The organism is Nonomuraea sp. ATR24 (assembly GCF_041950485.1).
Taxonomy (GTDB): Bacteria; Actinomycetota; Actinomycetes; order Streptosporangiales; family Streptosporangiaceae; genus Nonomuraea; species Nonomuraea ceibae.
This window is the reverse complement of sequence record NZ_JBGNUU010000004.1, coordinates 313,741-330,996: the sequence shown is the minus strand read 5'-3', so window position 1 is coordinate 330,996 and position 17,256 is coordinate 313,741. Positions and strand designations below refer to the sequence as shown.

The 17,256-nt window shown below is 71.7% G+C and carries 20 protein-coding genes and 1 pseudogene; 7 read left to right on the top strand and 14 right to left on the bottom strand.

Annotation, left to right across the window (positions count from 1 at the left end):
• Positions 1-43 precede the first annotated feature (43 nt).
• The 4 genes from ACBI99_RS12490 to ACBI99_RS12475 are packed head-to-tail and all read right to left on the bottom strand — an operon-like array spanning position 44 to position 4,756.
• Positions 44-1,672 (bottom strand): phospho-sugar mutase, encoded by a 1,629-nt coding sequence (locus ACBI99_RS12490; RefSeq protein WP_219499928.1) that lies wholly within the window; start codon positions 1,670-1,672, stop codon positions 44-46.
• Positions 1,669-2,472 carry a purine-nucleoside phosphorylase gene (locus ACBI99_RS12485; protein ID WP_219499926.1) on the bottom strand — a complete coding sequence of 268 codons (804 nt, stop codon included), beginning with the start codon at positions 2,470-2,472 and terminating at the stop codon, positions 1,669-1,671. The genes ACBI99_RS12490 and ACBI99_RS12485 overlap by 4 nt, the downstream gene beginning before the upstream one ends.
• A 2-nt stretch (positions 2,473-2,474) precedes the next feature.
• Complete coding sequence (locus ACBI99_RS12480) at positions 2,475-3,779, bottom strand: M20/M25/M40 family metallo-hydrolase (protein ID WP_219499925.1); 1,305 nt, start codon at positions 3,777-3,779, stop codon at positions 2,475-2,477.
• On the bottom strand, positions 3,776-4,756 hold the full coding sequence (locus tag ACBI99_RS12475; RefSeq protein ID WP_357584191.1) for an Lrp/AsnC family transcriptional regulator: 981 nt from the start codon (positions 4,754-4,756) through the stop codon (positions 3,776-3,778). Before ACBI99_RS12475 ends, ACBI99_RS12480 begins: the two co-directional genes overlap by 4 nt.
• Before the next feature lie 110 nt (positions 4,757-4,866).
• Between ACBI99_RS12475 and ACBI99_RS12470 the strand changes: the two genes are divergently transcribed.
• Positions 4,867-6,168 carry an MFS transporter gene (locus tag ACBI99_RS12470; RefSeq protein WP_375072337.1) on the top strand — a complete coding sequence of 434 codons (1,302 nt, stop codon included), beginning with the start codon at positions 4,867-4,869 and terminating at the stop codon, positions 6,166-6,168.
• Here ACBI99_RS12470 and ACBI99_RS12465 read toward each other — a convergent pair.
• A complete protein-coding gene (locus ACBI99_RS12465) occupies positions 6,161-6,613 on the bottom strand; it encodes a gamma-glutamylcyclotransferase (protein ID WP_219499922.1) in 453 nt (150 codons plus the stop codon). The genes ACBI99_RS12470 and ACBI99_RS12465 overlap by 8 nt on opposite strands.
• A gap of 71 nt (positions 6,614-6,684) precedes the next feature.
• Here ACBI99_RS12465 and ACBI99_RS12460 point away from each other — a divergent pair, with 71 nt between their 5' ends.
• The 3 genes from ACBI99_RS12460 to ACBI99_RS12450 all read left to right on the top strand — a co-directional run bounded on the left by ACBI99_RS12460 (position 6,685) and on the right by ACBI99_RS12450 (position 9,239).
• A complete protein-coding gene (locus ACBI99_RS12460; RefSeq protein ID WP_219499921.1) occupies positions 6,685-8,079 on the top strand; it encodes an NAD(P)H-quinone dehydrogenase in 1,395 nt (464 codons plus the stop codon).
• A gap of 97 nt (positions 8,080-8,176) precedes the next feature.
• Positions 8,177-8,578: a hypothetical protein gene (locus ACBI99_RS12455; protein ID WP_246643787.1), complete on the top strand. Its 402-nt coding sequence runs from the start codon at positions 8,177-8,179 to the stop codon at positions 8,576-8,578.
• Positions 8,579-8,687: 109 nt separating this feature from the next.
• The gene (locus ACBI99_RS12450) at positions 8,688-9,239 is read left to right on the top strand and encodes a dihydrofolate reductase family protein (protein WP_357584189.1); all 552 of its coding nucleotides are present in this window, start codon (positions 8,688-8,690) and stop codon (positions 9,237-9,239) included.
• Here the strand turns inward: ACBI99_RS12450 and ACBI99_RS12445 are convergent.
• Entirely contained in the window at positions 9,218-10,312 is a 1,095-nt protein-coding gene (locus ACBI99_RS12445) for an acyltransferase family protein (RefSeq protein WP_375072336.1), read from the bottom strand. The two genes, ACBI99_RS12450 and ACBI99_RS12445, sit on opposite strands and share 22 nt — an antisense overlap.
• Positions 10,313-10,475: 163 nt before the next feature.
• Entirely contained in the window at positions 10,476-11,117 is a 642-nt protein-coding gene (locus tag ACBI99_RS12440) for a TetR/AcrR family transcriptional regulator (RefSeq protein WP_219499914.1), read from the bottom strand.
• 60 nt (positions 11,118-11,177) lie between these two features.
• Here ACBI99_RS12440 and ACBI99_RS12435 point away from each other — a divergent pair, with 60 nt between their 5' ends.
• On the top strand, positions 11,178-11,468 hold the full coding sequence (locus ACBI99_RS12435) for an antibiotic biosynthesis monooxygenase (RefSeq protein ID WP_219499911.1): 291 nt from the start codon (positions 11,178-11,180) through the stop codon (positions 11,466-11,468).
• Positions 11,469-11,500: 32 nt separating this feature from the next.
• Here the strand turns inward: ACBI99_RS12435 and ACBI99_RS12430 are convergent, their stop codons facing one another.
• Both ACBI99_RS12430 and ACBI99_RS12425 read right to left on the bottom strand, forming a co-directional pair.
• Positions 11,501-12,223, bottom strand: coding sequence for an IclR family transcriptional regulator (locus ACBI99_RS12430; RefSeq protein ID WP_375072335.1), 723 nt, complete (start codon positions 12,221-12,223; stop codon positions 11,501-11,503).
• A gap of 8 nt (positions 12,224-12,231) precedes the next feature.
• Positions 12,232-12,624 (bottom strand): annotated as a pseudogene (locus ACBI99_RS12425) (zinc-binding dehydrogenase); the annotation flags it as partial.
• 108 nt (positions 12,625-12,732) lie between these two features.
• Between ACBI99_RS12425 and ACBI99_RS12420 the strand changes: the two are divergent.
• Positions 12,733-13,422 (top strand): Gfo/Idh/MocA family protein, encoded by a 690-nt coding sequence (locus ACBI99_RS12420; protein ID WP_375072439.1) that lies wholly within the window; start codon positions 12,733-12,735, stop codon positions 13,420-13,422.
• A 36-nt stretch (positions 13,423-13,458) separates the two neighbouring features.
• Complete coding sequence (locus ACBI99_RS12415; RefSeq protein WP_364173333.1) at positions 13,459-14,325, top strand: fumarylacetoacetate hydrolase family protein; 867 nt, start codon at positions 13,459-13,461, stop codon at positions 14,323-14,325.
• Between the two features lie 21 nt (positions 14,326-14,346).
• Here the strand turns inward: ACBI99_RS12415 and ACBI99_RS12410 are convergent, their stop codons facing one another.
• The 5 genes from ACBI99_RS12410 to ACBI99_RS12390 all read right to left on the bottom strand — a co-directional run bounded on the left by ACBI99_RS12410 (position 14,347) and on the right by ACBI99_RS12390 (position 17,191).
• A complete protein-coding gene (locus tag ACBI99_RS12410; RefSeq protein WP_375072334.1) occupies positions 14,347-14,943 on the bottom strand; it encodes a hypothetical protein in 597 nt (198 codons plus the stop codon).
• Positions 14,944-15,038: 95 nt separating this feature from the next.
• A complete protein-coding gene (locus ACBI99_RS12405) occupies positions 15,039-15,683 on the bottom strand; it encodes a dihydrofolate reductase family protein (RefSeq protein WP_357584177.1) in 645 nt (214 codons plus the stop codon).
• Complete coding sequence (locus ACBI99_RS12400) at positions 15,680-16,162, bottom strand: SRPBCC domain-containing protein (protein ID WP_219499907.1); 483 nt, start codon at positions 16,160-16,162, stop codon at positions 15,680-15,682. The genes ACBI99_RS12405 and ACBI99_RS12400 overlap by 4 nt, the downstream gene beginning before the upstream one ends.
• Positions 16,159-16,515, bottom strand: coding sequence for a metalloregulator ArsR/SmtB family transcription factor (locus tag ACBI99_RS12395; RefSeq protein ID WP_308125593.1), 357 nt, complete (start codon positions 16,513-16,515; stop codon positions 16,159-16,161). The genes ACBI99_RS12400 and ACBI99_RS12395 overlap by 4 nt, the downstream gene beginning before the upstream one ends.
• 73 nt (positions 16,516-16,588) lie before the next feature.
• The gene (locus ACBI99_RS12390) at positions 16,589-17,191 is read right to left on the bottom strand and encodes an ABATE domain-containing protein (RefSeq protein WP_219499906.1); all 603 of its coding nucleotides are present in this window, start codon (positions 17,189-17,191) and stop codon (positions 16,589-16,591) included.
• Positions 17,192-17,256: the final 65 nt, after the last annotated feature.

Below are 17,256 nucleotides of genomic sequence, written 5' to 3'. Positions count from 1 at the left end.
GATGGTTGTGTCCGGCTGTGCACCGGTTGTGCGCGCCCCGGGGTCAGAGGCCCAGCGCCTCCGCCACGTCGGTCTTCAGCGCGGCGAGGTCGCGGTCGGCCTCGGCGCGGGCCTCGGCGACCTCGCCGGTCACCGGGACCACCACCTCCAGGTAGCACTTGAGCTTCGGCTCGGTGCCCGACGGGCGGACCACCACGCGGGCGTCGCCCGACAGCGTGAACCGGAGCCCGTCCGTCGGCGGCAGCCCGCCGTCGCCCCGGCTCAGGTCGTCGACCCGCGTCACCGTACGGCCACCGAGCTCGGACGGGGGCGCGGCGCGCAGGCGGGACATGGCGCCGGCGATCAGCGACAGGTCGTCCACCCGGACGGAGAGCTGCGAGGTGGCGTGCAGCCCGTAGCGGCGGGCCTGGTCGTCGAGCAGGTCCAGCAGGGTACGGCCGGCGCGCTTGGCCTCGGCGGCCACGGCGGCGACGGTGAGGGCGGCGCCGATGCCGTCCTTGTCGCGCACCGGCAGCCCCTCGGCCGAGCCGACGCTGTAGCCGATCGCCTCCTCGTAGCCGAAGACCAGGCCGGGACCCGCCTTGATGATCCACTTGAAGCCCGTCAGCGTCTCGCCGTAGCGGACGCCGTGGGCGTGGGCGATCTTGGACAGCAGGGTCGAGGAGACGATCGTGGTCGCCACCATGCGGTCGCCGGTGGTGTGGGTGATGACGTGCTCGGCGAGCAGGCCGCCCACCTCGTCGCCGGTCAGCATGCGGAACGCGCCGTCGCCGAGCGGCACGGCCACGGCGCAGCGGTCGGCGTCGGGGTCGTTGGCCAGCACCAGGTCGGAGCCCAGCTTGCGGGCCAGGGCGACGGCCAGGTCCATCGCGCCCGGCTCCTCCGGGTTGGGGAACGCCACGGTGGGGAAGTCCGGGTCGGGGTTGCGCTGCTCCTCGACGGCCATCGGGGTCTCGAACCCGGCCGCGAGGAAGGCGCCGGTCAGCGTGGCGGAGCCGACGCCGTGCAGCGGCGTGTAGGCCACGCGCAGGTCGCGGGCGTCGCCGAGCGGCAGCGCGACGACCGCGTCGATGTAGTCGTCGACGATGGAGTCGCCCAGCTCCGTCAGCGAGCCGGGGCCGTGCAGCGGCAGCTCGTCCACCGGGCCGACGGCGTCGATGGCGGCGGAGATCTCGCTGTCGATCGGCGGCACGATCTGGGAGCCGTCGCCCCAGTAGACCTTGTAGCCGTTGTCGCGCGGCGGGTTGTGGCTGGCGGTGACGGTGACGCCGGCGTCGGCGTCGAGGTGGCGCACGGCGAAGGCGAGCACCGGCGTGGGCAGCGGGCCGGGCAGCAGCGAGGCGTGCAGCCCGGCGCCGGTGAGCACGGCCGCCGTGTCGCGGGCGAACACGTCGGACTTGTGGCGGGCGTCGTAGCCGATCACCACGTGCTTGCCGGGGCCGAGCACCCGGGCGAGCCCGGCGGCGGCGCGCATGACCGTGACCCGGTTCATCCGGTTGGGGCCGGCGCCGAGCTCGCCGCGCAGCCCGGCGGTGCCGAACTCCAGCTTGGCGTCGAACCGGTCGCGCAGGGCCGCGGTGTCGCCGCGCTCCAGCAGGGCCGACAGCTCGGCGCGCGTGTCGGGGTCGGGGTCCTGCGCCAGCCAGGCGCGGGCCCGGTCGGTGAGGCTCACAGCCGGTCGACCACCTTGGCCAGCAGCTCGCCCATCCGGGTGGCGGTGGCGCGGCCGACCTCCAGGACCTCCTCGTGGTCGAGCGGGTCGCCCGCCAGCCCGGCCCCGGGGTTGGTGACGAGGGAGACGCCGAGCACGTCCAGCCCGGCCTCGCGGGCCGCGATGGCCTCCAGCACGGTGGACATGCCGATCATGTCGCCGCCCAGCGTGCGCAGCATGCGGATCTCGGCGGGCGTCTCGTAGGTGGGGCCGCGGAAGGCCACGTAGACGCCCTCGTCGAGGCTCGGGTCGATCTCGCGGACCAGCTCGCGCAGCCGCTTGGAGTAGACCTCGGTCAGGTCGAGGAACGTGGTGCCGGTGATCGGGTTGACGCCGGTCAGGTTGATGTGGTCGCTGATCAGGACGGGGTCGCCGACCTTCTGCGTCTCGGGCCGCAGCCCGCCGGCCGCGTTGGTCAGCACGACCGTGCGCACCCCGGCCGCCGCGGCGGTGCGCACGCCGTGGACGACGGAGTCGACGCCGCGGCCCTCGTACAGGTGGCTGCGGCCGAGGAAGACCAGCGCGTGGCGGCCGCCGTCGGTGCGGATGACGCGGATCTTGCCGCCGTGCCCGGCCACGGCGGGCGCCGAGAAGCCGGGCAGGTCGGTGAACGGGATCTCGGCGACCGTCGCGCCGATCGCGTCGGCGGCCGGCACCCAGCCGGAGCCCATCACGAGGGCCACGTCGAAGGTGTCGAGACCAGCCGCGGCCTTCAGCGCCGCGGCGGCCTCCCCGGCCAGGGTGTACGGGTCGTTAGTCACCCTTAGTAGTTTAGGAGGAGCCTGTCCAGGACCCGCACCCCGAACTGCAGGGCCTCGACCGGGACCCGCTCGTCCACGCCGTGGAACATCGAGGCGAAGTCCATGTCCGCGGGCAGCCGCAGCGGCACGAACCCGAACCCGCGCACCCCCAGGTCGGCGAAGAAGGTCTTGTTGTCGGTGCCGCCCGACATGCAGTAGGGCACCGCGCGGGCGGTCGGGTCCTCGGCCTTGAGCGCCTCGATCATCGACTCGACCAGGGCGCCGTCGAACGTGGTCTCCAGCGCGATGTCGTGGTGCACGAACTCGCGGCGCACCTTCGGCCCGATGAGCGTGTCGATGGTCTTGAAGAAGTCGTCCTCGTGGCCCGGCAGGAAGCGCCCGTCGACCACGGCGGTGGCCTGGCCGGGGATGACGTTCGACTTGTAGCCGGCGTCGAGCTGGGTCGGGTTGGCGGTGTGGTTGAGCGTGGCGCCGACGAACCGGACGAGCGGCCCGATCTTGTCCAGGATGGGCGCCGGGTCCGTCTCGTCGAACGGCAGCCCGAACGCGTCGGCGACCTCGGTGAGGAAGCGGCGCACGGTCGGCGTGAGGGTGATCGGCCAGTCGTGGGCGCCGATCCTGGCCACGGCCTTGGCGATCTCGGTGACCGCGTTGTCGGAGTTGAGCATGGAGCCGTGGCCAGCGGTGCCGTCGGCGATCAGCTTCATCCAGGCCAGGCCCTTCTGGGCGGTCTCGATGAGGTAGAGCCGCAGCGACGGGTCGACCTCCAGCGAGTAGCCGCCGACCTCGCTGATCGCCTCGGTGACGCCCTCGAACAGCTCGGGGTGGTGCTTCGTCAGGTGCTTGGCGCCGTAGACGCCGCCGGCCTCCTCGTCGGCGACCCAGGCGAACACCAGGTCGCGGCGCGGCCTGCGGCCCTCGCGCTTGAGCTGGCGCAGCACGGCCAGCATCATCGCGTCCATGTCCTTCATGTCGACCGCGCCCCGGCCCCAGATGTAGCCGTCGCGCACCTCGCCGGCGAACGGGTCGACGGTCCAGTCGGCCGCGTTGGCGGGGACCACGTCGAGGTGGCCGTGCACGAGCAGGGCCGGGAGCGACGGGTCCGAGCCCTCGACGCGGGTGATCACGTTGCCCCGGCCGGGGGCGCTCTCGATGTAGGTGGCCTCGACGCCGACCTCGGCCAGCCTCGCCATCACCACCTCGGCCGCGGCCCGCTCGCCGGGGCCGGAGCCGTCCCCGTAGTTGCTGCTGTCGACGCGGATGAGCTCCACGCAGAGGTCGGCTACCTCGTGCTCGGCAGGGGTCATGGTGTTCTCTCCAAGGTGAGCAGGCCGGACTTGTGCAGATGCCCGCGCTTGTAGGCGCGGGTTATGAGAGTGACATTGACGTCGGTGACCTCGTCGAGCAACCCGACGACGCCCGACAGGAACCGGTACAGGTCGGCCTCGTGCGCGGTGGCGACCTGGACGATCAGCGCGTGCGTCCCGGTGGTGGCGGCGCAGTAGCGCACGTTGGGGTGCGCGGCCAGCGTCTGCCCGACCCGGTCCAGCCCGTACGGGCGGACCTTGAGCCAGAGCTGGGCCTCGACGGCCAGGCCGATCAGCGCGGGCTCGACCTCGGCCCGGGGGAGCAGCACCCGCCGTTCGAGCAGGGAGGCGACGCGGCGCCTGGCGGTGGGCACGGACAGGTCGAGCCGTTCGGCGATCGTGGTGAACGCGATCCGCCCGTCGGCGGCCAGCAGTTCGGCGATCTCCTGCTCCAGCGGGGACAGGCCGTCCTCGTCGGGCAGGCACTCGGCGGGCGGCGGGGGCCGCAGCTCGGCGACCTCCTGCTCGGTGAGGTAGGGCGCGTGCCATTCGGCGACGGTGCGGAAGGTGTGCAGGACGACCTGGGTCTGCGTCTGGGCGACGCCGTCGATGGCGCTGATCTGCGCGGACAGGATGTCGTGCAGGTCCTCGCGGGAGGGGGCGACGAGCTCGCTGCCGACGTCGGTGGCGCCGGTCAGGGAGTAGACGGACCGGGTGTCGGGCCGGGCGGCGAGGGCTTCGGCGACCTTGCGCGCCATTCCGGGGCGCACCTGGGCGTGCAGGTGGACGGGACGGCCGTGACCCGAGCGCAGGTCGTCGTAGATGGCGGTGACGCGCACCACGCCCTCGGCCAGGAGCCGTTGCAGGCGGCGGGCGACGGTCCGTTCGTGCTCGCCGATCGCCCGGCCGATCTCGCCCCAGGGGGCGCGGGGGCTGACCTGGAGTGCGGCGATCAGCCGCCGGTCGAGAACATCCACAGAGAGCCTTATCTGTGTCGGGTTCGTAAATATATGGCGAGATATTTGACTGTTTCGGTCGTCCGAATGCACAGTAGGCCATCTCCGCTCTGTTCAGCAAAGGAGCCCACGTGGCGACCTCCCCCCTTGCCTCTTCGCCCATCGGCATTCCGAAGAGCCGCGTCCGCCAGTTGTTCGCCGCCAGCGTCGGCAACGTCGTCGAGTGGTACGACTGGTACGCGTACTCGTTCCTGGCGGTGTACTTCTCGCAACAGATCTTCCCCGACAGCGGCAACCCCCTGGTCCCGGTGCTCAGCGCGTTCGCCGTGTTCGCGGTCGGCTTCTTCATGCGCCCGCTGGGCGGCCTGCTGGTGGGCGCGTTCGCCGACCGGTTCGGCCGCAAGGCGGCGATGACGTTCACGATCATCCTGATGGGCGTCGGTTCGCTGATCCTCGCCGTGACGCCCACGTACGCGCAGGCCGGGGTGCTCGCGCCGATCATCCTCACGCTGGCGCGGCTGATCCAGGGCCTGTCGGTGGGCGGCGAGTTCGCCGCCGCCACCACGTTCCTCGTCGAGTCGGCGCCCTCCGGCCGCCGCGGCCTGTTCTCCAGCTTCCAGTACGTGAGCACCACCATCGGCCAGCTCCTCGCCTCCGGCCTGGCCGCGCTGCTCGCCACGCTGCTCGCCGAACCGGCCATGGACTCCTACGGCTGGCGCATCCCGTTCCTGTTCGGCGCGCTGATCAGCCTCGTCGGCCTGTGGATCCGCAAGGGCGCCGAGGAGACCAGCACCGTCGCCACCGACATCCAGGAAGGCCGGGCCGAGCGGCCCAAGCTCTTCGAGTTCCTGGTGCGCTACCCGAGCAAGGCCGCGCTCATCGTCGGCATCACGATCGCCGGCACCGTCGCCTACTACACGTGGACCACGTTCCTGCCGACCTACGCCCAGCAGAACGTGAACTTCGACAAGGCCGACTCGCTCACCGTGGGCACGATCTCGCTGGTCTTCTTCATGGTGCTGCAGCCGCTGCTCGGCATGCTGTCGGACAAGATCGGGCGCAAGCCGATGCTGATCACCTTCGGCCTCGGGTTCACGATCCTGCCGGTGCCGCTGCTCGGCCTGCTGACCGACGCGTTCGCCAGCCTGCTGGTCATCCAGCTCATCGGCATGGTCTTCCTCGGCTGCTTCACCTCGATCTCGGCCGCGGTGAACTCCGAGCTGTTCCCGACCCGGGTCCGGGCGGCCGGCGCGGGCTTCCCGTACTCGCTGACCGTGGCGATCTTCGGCGGCACGGCGCCGCTGATCGGCACCGCGATGAAGGACGCCGACGCCTCCTACCTGTTCCCCTGGTACATGTCCGCGCTCGCGCTGATCTCCACGCTGGTGTACGTGTTCGCGCTGAAGGAGACGAAGGACCAGCCGCTCAGCTAGGCGAGCTCTTGCAGGGCCGGCCGCGCAGCTCTTTGACGTAGTCGTCGGGCGCGCCGGCCCGCTCGGCGGCGTCGGCCAGCACGCCGAGGTAGCGCGCCGACGGCAGGCCGCCCTCGTAGCCGTCGAGCACGTAGACCCAGGCCACGACCTCGCCGTCGAGCGTCTGCACCCGCAGCCGCACCTTGTGGAACAGGCCCCGCGAGGCGCCCTCCCACTGGTCGAGCGAGGTCTCGTCGAACTCCGGCACGTCATAGAGGACGACGAAGACGTGGTCCTCCGGGTCCTCCACGATGGTGGCGATCGCGCCTTCCCAGCCGAAGATCTCCCCGCCGAAGGTCAGACGCCAGCCGGGCAGCCAGCCCACGCCCCGCACCGGGGAGTGAGGGGCGCGCATGGCCATCTGCTCCGGGTCCATGTTGCTGCCGTAGGCGGCGTAAACAGGCACAGCAGCCAAGAGTAGCGCGCGGTGGCCCGCCCCGTTCGTCAGCAGCTCAGGCGATGCGGGACAATGGGAACGTGACGAGGATTGCGATCATCGGTGGCGGACCAGGCGGCTACGAGGCGGCGCTGGTGGCCGCGCAACTAGGCGCGCAAGTCACGATGGTCGAGCAGGACGGCCCCGGCGGCGCCTGCGTGCTGACCGACTGCGTGCCCTCCAAGACGCTGATCGCCACCTCCGTCCGCAAGCAGGCGCTGCTCGACGCGCCGTCGCTGGGCGTCGCCTTCACCGGCGGCGCCGACGGCGACATCGGCGCGGCGCACGTCGACCTGCCGCTGGTCAACAAGCGCGTCAAGGAGCTCGCCCAGGCGCAGTCGGCCGACATCGCCACCCGCGTCCAGGCCGAGGGCGTCGAGATCATCAAGGCCCGGGGCCGGCTCGTCGACCCGCAGGTGGTCAAGGCCGGCGACCGCACCATCCGCGCCGACGTGGTCCTGATCGCCACCGGCGCGACCCCGCGCATCCTGCCGGGCGCCGAGCCCGACGGCGAGCGCATCCTCAACTGGCGCCAGCTCTACGACCTCGACAAGCTGCCCGAGCACCTGATCGTCATCGGGTCCGGCGTCACCGGGGCCGAGTTCGCCGGCGCCTACCGCTCGCTCGGGGCCGAGGTCACGCTGGTCTCCAGCCGCGACCGCATGATGCCCAACGAGGACGCCGACGGCGCCGAGGTGCTCGAAGAGGTCTACCGCCGCCGCGGCATGAACGTCATGGGCCGCACCCGCGCCTCCTCCGTCAAGCGCACCGCCGACGGCGTCGTCGTCACCCTGGAGGACGGCCGCACCGCCGAGGGCTCCCACGCGCTCATGACCGTCGGCATGGTGCCCAACACCGGCGGCATCGGCCTGGAGGAGGCCGGCGTCCAGCTCGACCGGGGCGGGTTCGTCAAGGTCGACAAGGTCTCGCGCACCTCCGCGCCCGGCGTCTACGCGGCCGGCGACTGCACCGGCGTGCTCATGCTCGCCTCCGTCGCAGCCATGCAGGGCCGCATCGCCGTGTGGCACGCGCTCGGCGAGGCCGTGCAGCCGCTCCGGCTGGCCACGGTGGCCTCCAACATCTTCACCGACCCGGAGATCGCCGCCGTCGGCGTCGCCCAGCGGGCGATCGAAGCCGGTGAGATCGAGGCGAACGTGGTCAAGCTGCCGCTGGCGACCAACGCGCGGGCCAAGATGTCGGGCTTCAACGACGGCTTCATCAAGCTGTTCTGCCGCCCGCACACCGGCATCGTGCTCGGCGGCGTCGTCGTGGCGCCCCGGGCCTCGGAGCTGATCCTGGCCGTGTCGGTGGCGGTGCAGCAGCGCCTGACGGTCGGGCAGCTCGCCCACACGTTCGCCGTCTACCCGTCGCTGTCGGGCTCGATCACCGAGGCGGCCCGCCGGCTCATGCAGCCCGAGGCGTCCATCGGCATCTGACCCCCGGCCCCCGAAGCCTGGATGAATGACGCCATAGGGGGGAATGTCCAGGTCACAGTCTCTGCGCAGGCAGGGGCGGAAGACTTCGGGGGGAGTCATGACTTATCAGAGCAGGCCCGTGACGGGCTGGGTGGGCTGGGTGTGGTTCGCCGGCCTTCTGATGATCATGTCGGGGGTGTTCAACATCATCGGCGGGCTGTCGGCGGTCATCAACGACGACGTCTACGTGCGCACGCCGCTGCGGCTGCTGCTGTTCGACGTGTCCACCTGGGGATGGCTGCACCTGCTCTTCGGCATCGTGCTGTTCTTCGCCGGGCTGGCGGTGACCGTCGGGCAGACGTGGGCCCGGGTGGTCGCCGTGGTGCTGGTCATGCTGAACGCGATGACCCAGCTCACCTGGATCGGCGTGAACCCGTGGTGGTCGCTGGCCGTCATCGCGGTCGACGTGCTGGTCATCTACGCGCTGATCGTGCACGGCCGCGAGGCCAAGGAGATCTGACCTCCGGGTTCACGGCCGTCGTAAGGCGCCCTGAAGGGAAGCGTAAGCGGCGTCCGGCAGACTTCAGGTGTCACAAGGAAACGCGACACGGACCTGGAGAACAGCCATCATGCGCAAGCTCATCAGCTCGACCTACATGTCCCTCGACGGCGCCATCGAGGACCCCTCCTTCACCATGCCGTACTTCGACGAGGAGGCCGGCGCGCTCGCCGGTGAGCAGACCGCGGCGGCCGACGCGCTGCTCATGGGCCGGCGCACCTACGAGGGCTTCGCCGCGACGTGGCCCGAGCGGGACGAGAACGACCCGGAGACGGGCGCCGCCTACTTCAACAACGTCAAGAAGTACGTGGCCTCGACCACCCTCACCGACCCGGCCTGGAAGAACACCGAGGTGCTGCAGGGCGACCTGGTCGAGGCGGTCACCGCGCTGAAGGCCCAGGAGGGCGGCGACATCCTCATGTACGGCTACGGCGAGGTCACCCACGCCCTGGTCAAGGCCGGGCTGGTGGACGAGGTCCGGCTCTGGATCCACCCGGTGTTCGAGGGCGGGCCGTCGCTGTCCGCGCCGCTGAGCGACGTCCGCACGACGTTCGAGCTGATCGACGCCAAGGTGATGAAGAGCGGCGTGATCGTCGCCACCTACCGGCCGGTCGCCAAGTAGCGTTTCAGCACCCCGGCCAGCGGCCGCTCGGCCAGCACGTGGATCGCGTACGCGACCAGGCCCATCAGCGCGATCGTGCCGCCCAGCAGGACGTACGGCGGCACGCGGTCGCCGAGCCCGGTGAAGATCACGAAGCCGACGTGCGCGTGGACGAGGTAGAGCGGGTACGTCAGCGCGCCCGGCACGGCGAACCAGGGGCGGCCCAGCGGCCGGGTGACGCGCAGCGCGATCAGCGTCATCACCACGAAGATCGCGACGATGACGGTCACCACGACGACCGGCGCGATCTCCGTGCCGTAGCGTTCGCCGACCTTGCCGGCGAAGGCGACGCCCCGGTGGAGCGCGTTGCCCAGGCAGAGCCCGATGATCAGGCCGAGCTGCGGCGTCAGGCCGTCGCGGTAGACCAGGCACAGGGCCATGCCGGCGATGAAGTAGTGCGCGAACTCCGACTGCACCACCAGGTCGGCGACCGGGGGCAGCACGCCGGCCTGCACCAGGAACGTGAGCGCCAGCCAGCCCCACAGCATCACGGTCACCCGGCCCCGCGTCACGCCGAACCAGGTCAGGGCGAGGATGAGCGCGTAGAACCTGATCTCGGCCCACAGCGTCCAGTAGACGACGTCGACGTTCGGGATGTCGGGCAGGGCGTTGAACATCGTCAGGTTGGCGGCGTACTGGACGAACGTGACGGGGAACTGCCCCTGGGAGAGGGTCGCCGAGACGACGGCGGTGATCGTGACGGCGACCCAGTAGGCGGGGTAGAGGCGGACGATCCGCGACACCAGGAACGCCCGGGGCCCGCGGTCCCAGGCGTTGAGCAGCACCACGAAGCCGCTGATCATGAAGAACAGGTCCACGCCCAGGTAGCCGTACCTGGCGACCTCGCCGGCGGCGGGGAAGGAGAGCGGGCTGTCGCCGCTCTCCGGGCCGGAGAAGACGTAGTGGTAGACGACCACCGCGACGGCCGCGCTGATGCGCAGCGCGTCGATCTCGTACAGCCGGTCACGCCTGGCCTGCTCACGGTGGAGACGGTGACGTCCGTGACCGGCGGCCGGGTGGTTCGTGAGGGGCACGATGACCTCGTGGGGACGGGCGTGGGACGCCGGGTGGGCTGCCGGTGATCAAGCACACCAGCCGGCGCCCCCACGGGTCTTTCCCGCACGCGCCCGGAACCGGGGTACAGCAGGTGGTAAGGCCGCCGGGCAGCCCGCACCACCGAGGTCGTCGTGTGCCTGGTCAGGCCCCCTGCGGCGAGCAGAGCTGGGCGCGTAGCGTGCGGGTGGCCCAGCGCTCCCAGCGCTCGCGCGGCCAGCCGCGCTCGCGCACGAGCAGCAGGTAAAGCTCCGGGCTGAGCAGCGCGTAGAGCACGTCGGCGGCCTCGTCCGCGGGCACGTCCGCCCGCGCTCCCGGCTTGCCGGTCAGCGCCTCGGCCGCCTTCCGGTGGACGGCGTGGCGGGGGTTCGCCACGCCGGGCCAGAGGGCGGCGACCTCCGGGTCGCTCGCGACCGCCCCGGCGAGGACCTTGCCGATCGGGGCGACCCGCTCCAGGATCGAGGTGGTGCCGGTGACGTAGGCGGCCAGCAGGTCATCGGCGGTGGCGGCGGCCAGCGCCTCGGTGAACCACGGCCGGTCCATCGTGGCCACGGGCTCGTCGTCGCCCGCGATCGTCACGTCGACCAGCTCTTTCAGCAGGGTGCGCTTGTTGCCGAAGACGAAGTAGATCGTCTGCACCGCGACCCCGGCCAGGGCCGCGACGTCCTGGAGGTTCGTCGCGCCGTAGCCGTCCCGCGCGAACAGCTCCAGGGCGGCCTCCAGGATGCGCCGGCGCGTCTCCTGCGCCTTCTGCGTCCGCTTGCTCACGCGCTTGACATCGCTCATGGCTAGAGTTTATCTCTAGATTCAGTCACTAGAAGTCAACTCTAGAGAGAAGGTCCAGCCATGCCGGTCATCGCTGTCACCCGATTCCAGGCCGATCCCGCCGACGCCGAGCGGCTCCGGGCCCGGCACGCCGACCTCGTCGCCGCCACCCGGGCGGTCGTCCCCGGGCTCACCGAGGCACGCCTCGGCCGGCTCGACGACGGGACGTGGGTCGGCGTCTGGCGCTGGGAGTCCGCCGACAGCCTGCGGGCCGCCCGCGAGGCGGTGCCCAGCACCCCCGAGGCCGTCGCCGGCTTCGCGCTCACCCGCGACGTCACGGCGGAGGTGATCGAAATCCTGGACGAGCACTGACCCGTCCGGCCCCGCGCCCGGCGGGGGCGCGGTCAGAGGGCTGACAGGCTCGCGGCCAGGTATTCGCCCAGCTCTTCGATCCGGGTGTCAGGCAGCCGGCTGGACGGCCCGGAGATCCCGGCCGCGCCGATCAGGTTGCCCCGGATGCGGGCGGGCACCGCCACGCACCGCACTCCGTCGAAAGTCTCGTCCCGATCCACGGCGTAACCGGCCTTGCGCGACTCCTCCACGCGGCGCCGCAGCTCGGCCGGGGTCTTCGAGGCCCATTCGGTCCCGCTGGCGTACGACAGCCGGGCCAGGTGGGCGTCGAGGTTGTCGGGATCGAGCGCCGACAGGTAGGCCTTGCCGAGCGCCGAGCAGTGGATCGGCCGCGTGGTGCCCAGCTGCTCGGAGACGGCCACCATGTGCCGGGTCGGGAAGAACGACAGGTAGACCATCATGTCGTTGGCCGAGACCGCGAGCATGGTGGCGTCGCCGCACTCGTCGCGGACCGCCGCCAGGACGGGGTCGATGATCTGGCTCCAGTCGGTCTCCGGAGCCCGGACCAGGCCGTAGAACTTCGCGGGGACGGTCGCGTACCGCTTGGTCGCCGGGCTGCGCGCGATGTAGCCGGTGGCGACGAGCTCGGCGAGCAGCCGCAGCGCGGTGCTGCGGTTGACGTCCAGCTCGCGGGCCAGCTCGGCGGCGGTGAGGGGCTGGGCACCTGTCCGGAGCGCAGCGCGGTGAGCGCGTCGTTCGCGGCGGACAGCGGCCATCGGGCGATCCGGGGAAGCTGGATGCGGCCCGCCGCGGCCAGCGTGATGATCGATTCGAGGTCCTCGCGGCGGCCCGACCTGACACCGCGGATCTCGGCCTCCTTGCGGGAGACGATCGCGAAGTCCACGTCGGGCACCCGCGCGTACCCGGCGAGCACGTAGGCGCCGTGCGGCGCGAGGGCGTGCAGGCCGGCCATGAGGACCGAGGGCGCGCCGGTGCAGTCGATGACCGCGTCCACGGGCGCGACGGCGGCCTCGACCGAGTCCACGACGTCGTGGCCGATGGCCCGCAGGGCTTCGCGCCGCAACGGGTTGGGCTCGACCGCCTGCACGGGGACGCCGTGCACCCGCAGCAGCTCGGCGCAGAGGTGGCCGATCGGGCCGGCGCCGAGGACGAGCACGCGGCCCGGTTCGCGGGCGAGCGTGACGCGGACGCTGTTGGCGGCGGTCGCCCCGCCGTCGACCAGGTGGCCATCCAGCGCCGGGCCGCCGAGGCCGGGGTGCACTTCATGGTCGCCGAGAACTCCCGCTACATCGCCGCCTACCAGACCGTGCACCGGCTGCTCCAGGAAGGCGCGATCGGCGAGGTCATCCACGCCAGGACCTACCTGCGCTCCAACGAGAAGGCCCACCTGTCGATGCCCGGCTACTGGCGCACCCAGTACGCCCTCGGCGGCGGCCTCGTCATGGACACCGGCGCCCACTCGTTCTACCTGCTCAAGTGGCTGCTCGGCGAGTTCGACGAGCTGACCGGCATCTCCAAGAAGGTCTTCCCGCTCGACAACGAGATCGAGGACACCGCCGAGGTGTACGGCCGGATGCGCAGCGGCGCCCACTTCTCCTGCGGGTTCACCTCGGTGTCGGAGGTCCCCCACAGCGAGCGCCTGGAGCTGTACGGCACCGAAGGCGGCATCCTCGTCGACCAGATGTCCGAGCCCGTGGTCAAGCTCTTCCGCGGCCAGCACGACTACAAGGGCGAGGCCGTCGACGGCGTCCCGTTCGGCCCCGACGCCTGGCATCCGGGCGGCTGGCACTACGAGTCCGTCCTCACCGAGGTCACCGACTACGTGCGCTCGCTGGTGGAGCGCCGCGCCCCGCTGATCGACTCCGGCGACACCGTCTACGCCATGCGGATCGTGGAGGCCGCCTACGAGTCCATCCAGTCGGGCAAGACCGTCAGCCTCCCGGCGGACCTGTGACCTCCCTCCCCACCCACCCCTGAATCTGGAACCCTCATGCGACTCATGCGTATCGGCGACCAGGGCGCGGAGCGTCCGGTCGTCGCCATCGACACCGACACCTACGTCGACGTGTCCGACGTCGTCACCGACTTCGACGGGACCTTCCTCGCCACCGGCACCACCGGCCTCGCCACGCTCGCGGCCACCGTCGCCGAGCGGGCCGCCGCCGGGGACGTCCGGCGGTTCGCCGGCGAGCGCGTGGGCGCGCCGATCGCCCGGCCCCACCAGATCCTCTGCGTCGGCCTCAACTACGCCGACCACGCCGCGGAGTCCGGCAAGGAGCCGCCGCAGGAGCCGATCATCTTCACCAAGGCCCCGAACACCCTCGTCGGGCCCGACGACGACGTGCGCATCCCGCGCGGCTCCACGGCCACCGACTGGGAGGTCGAGCTCGGCGTCGTCATCGGCAAGCGGGCCCGCTACCTCGACAGCGACGACGAGGCCCGCGCCTCGATCGCCGGCTACGTCCTGGTCAACGACGTCAGCGAGCGTGACTTCCAGCTCAACCGCGGCGGCCAGTGGGTCAAGGGCAAGTCCGCCGAGACGTTCAACCCGTGCGGGCCGTGGCTGCTCACGGCGGACGAGGCGGGCGACGTCAGCGGCCTGGGCATGTGGCTGGACGTCAACGGCGTCCGGCGGCAGACCGGCTCGACGGCGGACATGCTCTTCGACCCCGTCCACGTGGTCCGCTACCTGAGCCAGTTCATGGTCCTCGAACCCGGCGACCTCATCAACACGGGGACCCCGGCGGGCGTCGGCCTGGGCTTCGACCCGCCGGTCTACCTGCGGCCCGGCGACCGCATGGAGCTCGGCATCGACGGCCTCGGCCGCCAGACCCAGGCCGTCGTCGCCGCCCCCTGACCCCGTCCCCAGGAGCGGGCCTCATGTCTGCTCCTGGAGGCGGCGCCTGGTGAAGTGGGCGCGGCAGTGGGCGCAGCAGAAGCCGTACGTGGTCCCGTCGATCTCGGTGACGACGGCCTCCCCGGCCGGTACGCGGGCGCCGCAGACCGGGTCGACGAACATGCCCTCCGGCGCCTCCTCGGGGCGCCGGGACTTCGCCCGGTCGATCAGGTCCAGCACATCGGTGGAGCGGCGGACCTTCCCGGCGAATCCGTAACCGCCGTCGGGCACCCCGATCACGTGGACCAGCGCACGCGGCTCCCGGAAGAGGCGGTCCGGGTCGCCCTCCGCCTCACCCAGCCTGCGGGTGATCTCCCGTACGAGGTGCTCGCCGATCTCCTTGGCCCAGGCGGCGACGTACACGTTGACGACGTAGCAGGGCGGATCCGCCCGCGGCGCCGGCGCCTCGTGGACGACGACGTCGCTGAGCGACTCGTACAGCCTGATCACGCCGGGATCGGCGCCGGGATCGCTGTCGTCGCCGGTGAGGATCTTGCGCGAGGTCAGCTGCCCGGCGAGGCGGCGGCGCTCGTCCGGGCCGAAGACCCCGCTGGGCACGAAGAGTTCGATGAACAGCATGGGAGCCTCGATTCCGCCGGTGCCCGGCGGTGGGTTCGGATGCGGGCGTGCCCGAGCATGCCGAGGCGTCCTGTCATCGGACGTGCAGATTCCTGTCAGCCCGGCACGCCGGTCACGCCCGCGTACGTGCCCCGGCGCGCCCGGCCGGTCGTCTCGTACTCCAGGAGCAGCAGCCCGCTCGGCGTGGCCTCGTGGTGGACCAGGCGCAGTCCCGACGTGGCGTCGTCCCGGGCCCCGGGGCCGCCGGCCAGGAGGCGGCGGCCGGTCCTGAGCACGGTGGGCGCGACCACCAGGCGCAGCGCGTCGACCAGGCCCGCCGACAGCAGCGCGTCGCCCAGGCGGGCGCTGCCGTGAATCTGGAGCTCCCGGCCGGGACGGGCCTTGAGCTCGGCGACCGTCCGTACGGGATCGCCCCTGAGCACGGTCGTGGGGTGCCAGGCGCCCTCGGCGAGGGTGCTGGACACGACGTACTTCGGCAGCGTGTTCATGCGCTCGGCGAACGGGTCGCCCGGGTCGGTGATCTTCGGCCAGTCGCGGGCGAACGCCTCGTACGTACGCCGTCCGAGCAGCAGCCCGTCGGCCAGATCGAGCCGGTCGGAGGTGTAGCGGACGAACGCCGCGTCGAGATGGGGCACCAGCCAGCCGCCGAGGGCGAAACCGTCGCTGGTGTCCTCGTCGGGGGAGCCTGGCCCCTGGCTGACGCCGTCGAGCGTGACGAACTCCGTCAGGACGAGCCTCATCGCGGCCCCCCTGCCTCGGCGAAGCCCGCCAGCTGGGCCGTGACCGTGCCCCAGCCGTCGGCGAAGCCGAGCTTCTCGTGCAGGGCGCGGGCCTCGGGGTCGCGGTGGCGGACGAGCAGCCGGTAGGCCGTGCCCTCGGGATGGTCGCCGAACGTGATCGTGGCCGTCATCGGGATCGGGTCGGGGTTCGCCGGGCGCCAGGTGCTGTCGATCGCGTTGGTGAACACGATCCGCTCGAACTCGTCCACGGCCAGGAAGCAGGCGTCGAGATGCGGGACGAACTCGGCCCCGTCCTCGCTCAGCCGCGTCACGAACGCCCCTCCGGGCCGCACGTCCAGCCGGTGCACCCGGCAGCGGGCCGGAGCCGGGACCCACCACTGCTCAAGCTGGGACGGGTCGGTCCACGCCCGCCACACGGTCGCGCGCGGGGCGCGGATGACCCGCTCCAGGGCGAGGTCGAGATCGGGGTCGAGCTTCATCGGAGGTCCTCCTCTTGGTCGGTCTGGTCTGCTTGGTCCCGCACGAACCGTTCGAGGCGGTCGGTGTGCTCCTCCCAGATCCGGCGCTGCTCGGCGAGCCAGTCGTCGAGGAGGGAGAGCTGCCCGCGATTGAGCACGCAGGTGCGCACCCGGCCGGACTTGACCGTGCTGATCAGGCCGTTCGCCTCGAGTGTGCGGATGTGCTTCATGAACGAGGGGAGGGTCATCGGGAACGCGGCGGCGAGGTCGCCGACGCTCGCGGGCCCGCGCCCCAGCCGCCGGACGACGGCGCGCCGGGTCGGGTCGGCGAGCGCTACGAGCACCCCGTCCAACTGGGCCGAATACTGTGCCACACGGCTAAGTATTGTCCTGGTTCAATGGTTAGCGCAAGGGCTAAGTGTTGTGGCCGTCGTCCGGTTTGCCGGGTCACGCCGGAGAGTGGTCAGGGCGTTCTGGCCGCGGGGCTCCGTGGCGGAACCTGGCCTTCTTCATCTGGTTGCCGCAGTAGTTCATCGAGCACCAGCGCCGGCTGCGGCCCTGGCTCGTGTCGACATACAGGCCGCCGCAGTCCGGGTTCTCGCAGGTCTTGACCCGGCCGCGCTCCTCGCCGCCGAGGATGACGACCGCGTCGGCGGCGACCAGGCCGAGGCTCGCCTCGACGTGGTTGTCGGCGTCGCTGAGCCAGCGCATCCCCGTGCGCGTGAGCGCCGGGTAGGCCCGTGCCTCGCGGGCGAGGGTGTTGAGCAGGGTCAGGTCGGCCCGCTGGATCGTGGCTCCCTGGGCGACGTCGGTGCCGGCGCGGTGGATGGCCTCGCGCAGCCGCCGGGCCAGGGCCAGGTCCGACGGGGTGGCCCGGTGGCTGCTCAGCCGCAGGTCGTTCGCGGCGAGCCAGTCGTCCAGGCGCCCGGGGTCGGGAAGGCGCTCGACCGGCACGCCGCCGCGGTCGCTGAGCGTGGCGGTGAACCGGAACGCCAGGCGCTCGTTGTCCAGCCGGAACGCGGGCTCGCGCTTCCCCGTCGACGTGCTCATGGAACCACCTTAGCCGGTTCGCGCTCCTGTCGTCGGCGTGCTCCTGGAACTACCTGAGCCGGTTC

Bases quoted from the DNA above. Each gene is read 5' to 3' on its own strand.
- ACBI99_RS12430 (WP_375072335.1), bottom strand. From the start codon at position 12,223: ATGGCCGCTGTCCGCCGCGAACGACGCGCTCACCGCGCTGCGCTCCGG.
- ACBI99_RS12390 (WP_219499906.1), bottom strand. From the start codon at position 17,191: ATGAGCACGTCGACGGGGAAGCGCGAGCCCGCGTTCCGGCTGGACAAC.
- ACBI99_RS12435 (WP_219499911.1), top strand. From the start codon at position 11,178: ATGCCGGTCATCGCTGTCACCCGATTCCAGGCCGATCCCGCCGACGCC.
- ACBI99_RS12480 (WP_219499925.1), bottom strand. From the start codon at position 3,779: ATGACCCCTGCCGAGCACGAGGTAGCCGACCTCTGCGTGGAGCTCATC.
- ACBI99_RS12410 (WP_375072334.1), bottom strand. From the start codon at position 14,943: ATGCTGTTCATCGAACTCTTCGTGCCCAGCGGGGTCTTCGGCCCGGAC.
- ACBI99_RS12415 (WP_364173333.1), top strand. From the start codon at position 13,459: ATGCGACTCATGCGTATCGGCGACCAGGGCGCGGAGCGTCCGGTCGTC.
- ACBI99_RS12450 (WP_357584189.1), top strand. From the start codon at position 8,688: ATGCGCAAGCTCATCAGCTCGACCTACATGTCCCTCGACGGCGCCATC.
- ACBI99_RS12405 (WP_357584177.1), bottom strand. From the start codon at position 15,683: ATGAGGCTCGTCCTGACGGAGTTCGTCACGCTCGACGGCGTCAGCCAG.
- ACBI99_RS12440 (WP_219499914.1), bottom strand. From the start codon at position 11,117: ATGAGCGATGTCAAGCGCGTGAGCAAGCGGACGCAGAAGGCGCAGGAG.
- ACBI99_RS12420 (WP_375072439.1), top strand. From the start codon at position 12,733: ATGGTCGCCGAGAACTCCCGCTACATCGCCGCCTACCAGACCGTGCAC.
- ACBI99_RS12400 (WP_219499907.1), bottom strand. From the start codon at position 16,162: ATGAAGCTCGACCCCGATCTCGACCTCGCCCTGGAGCGGGTCATCCGC.
- ACBI99_RS12455 (WP_246643787.1), top strand. From the start codon at position 8,177: ATGACTTATCAGAGCAGGCCCGTGACGGGCTGGGTGGGCTGGGTGTGG.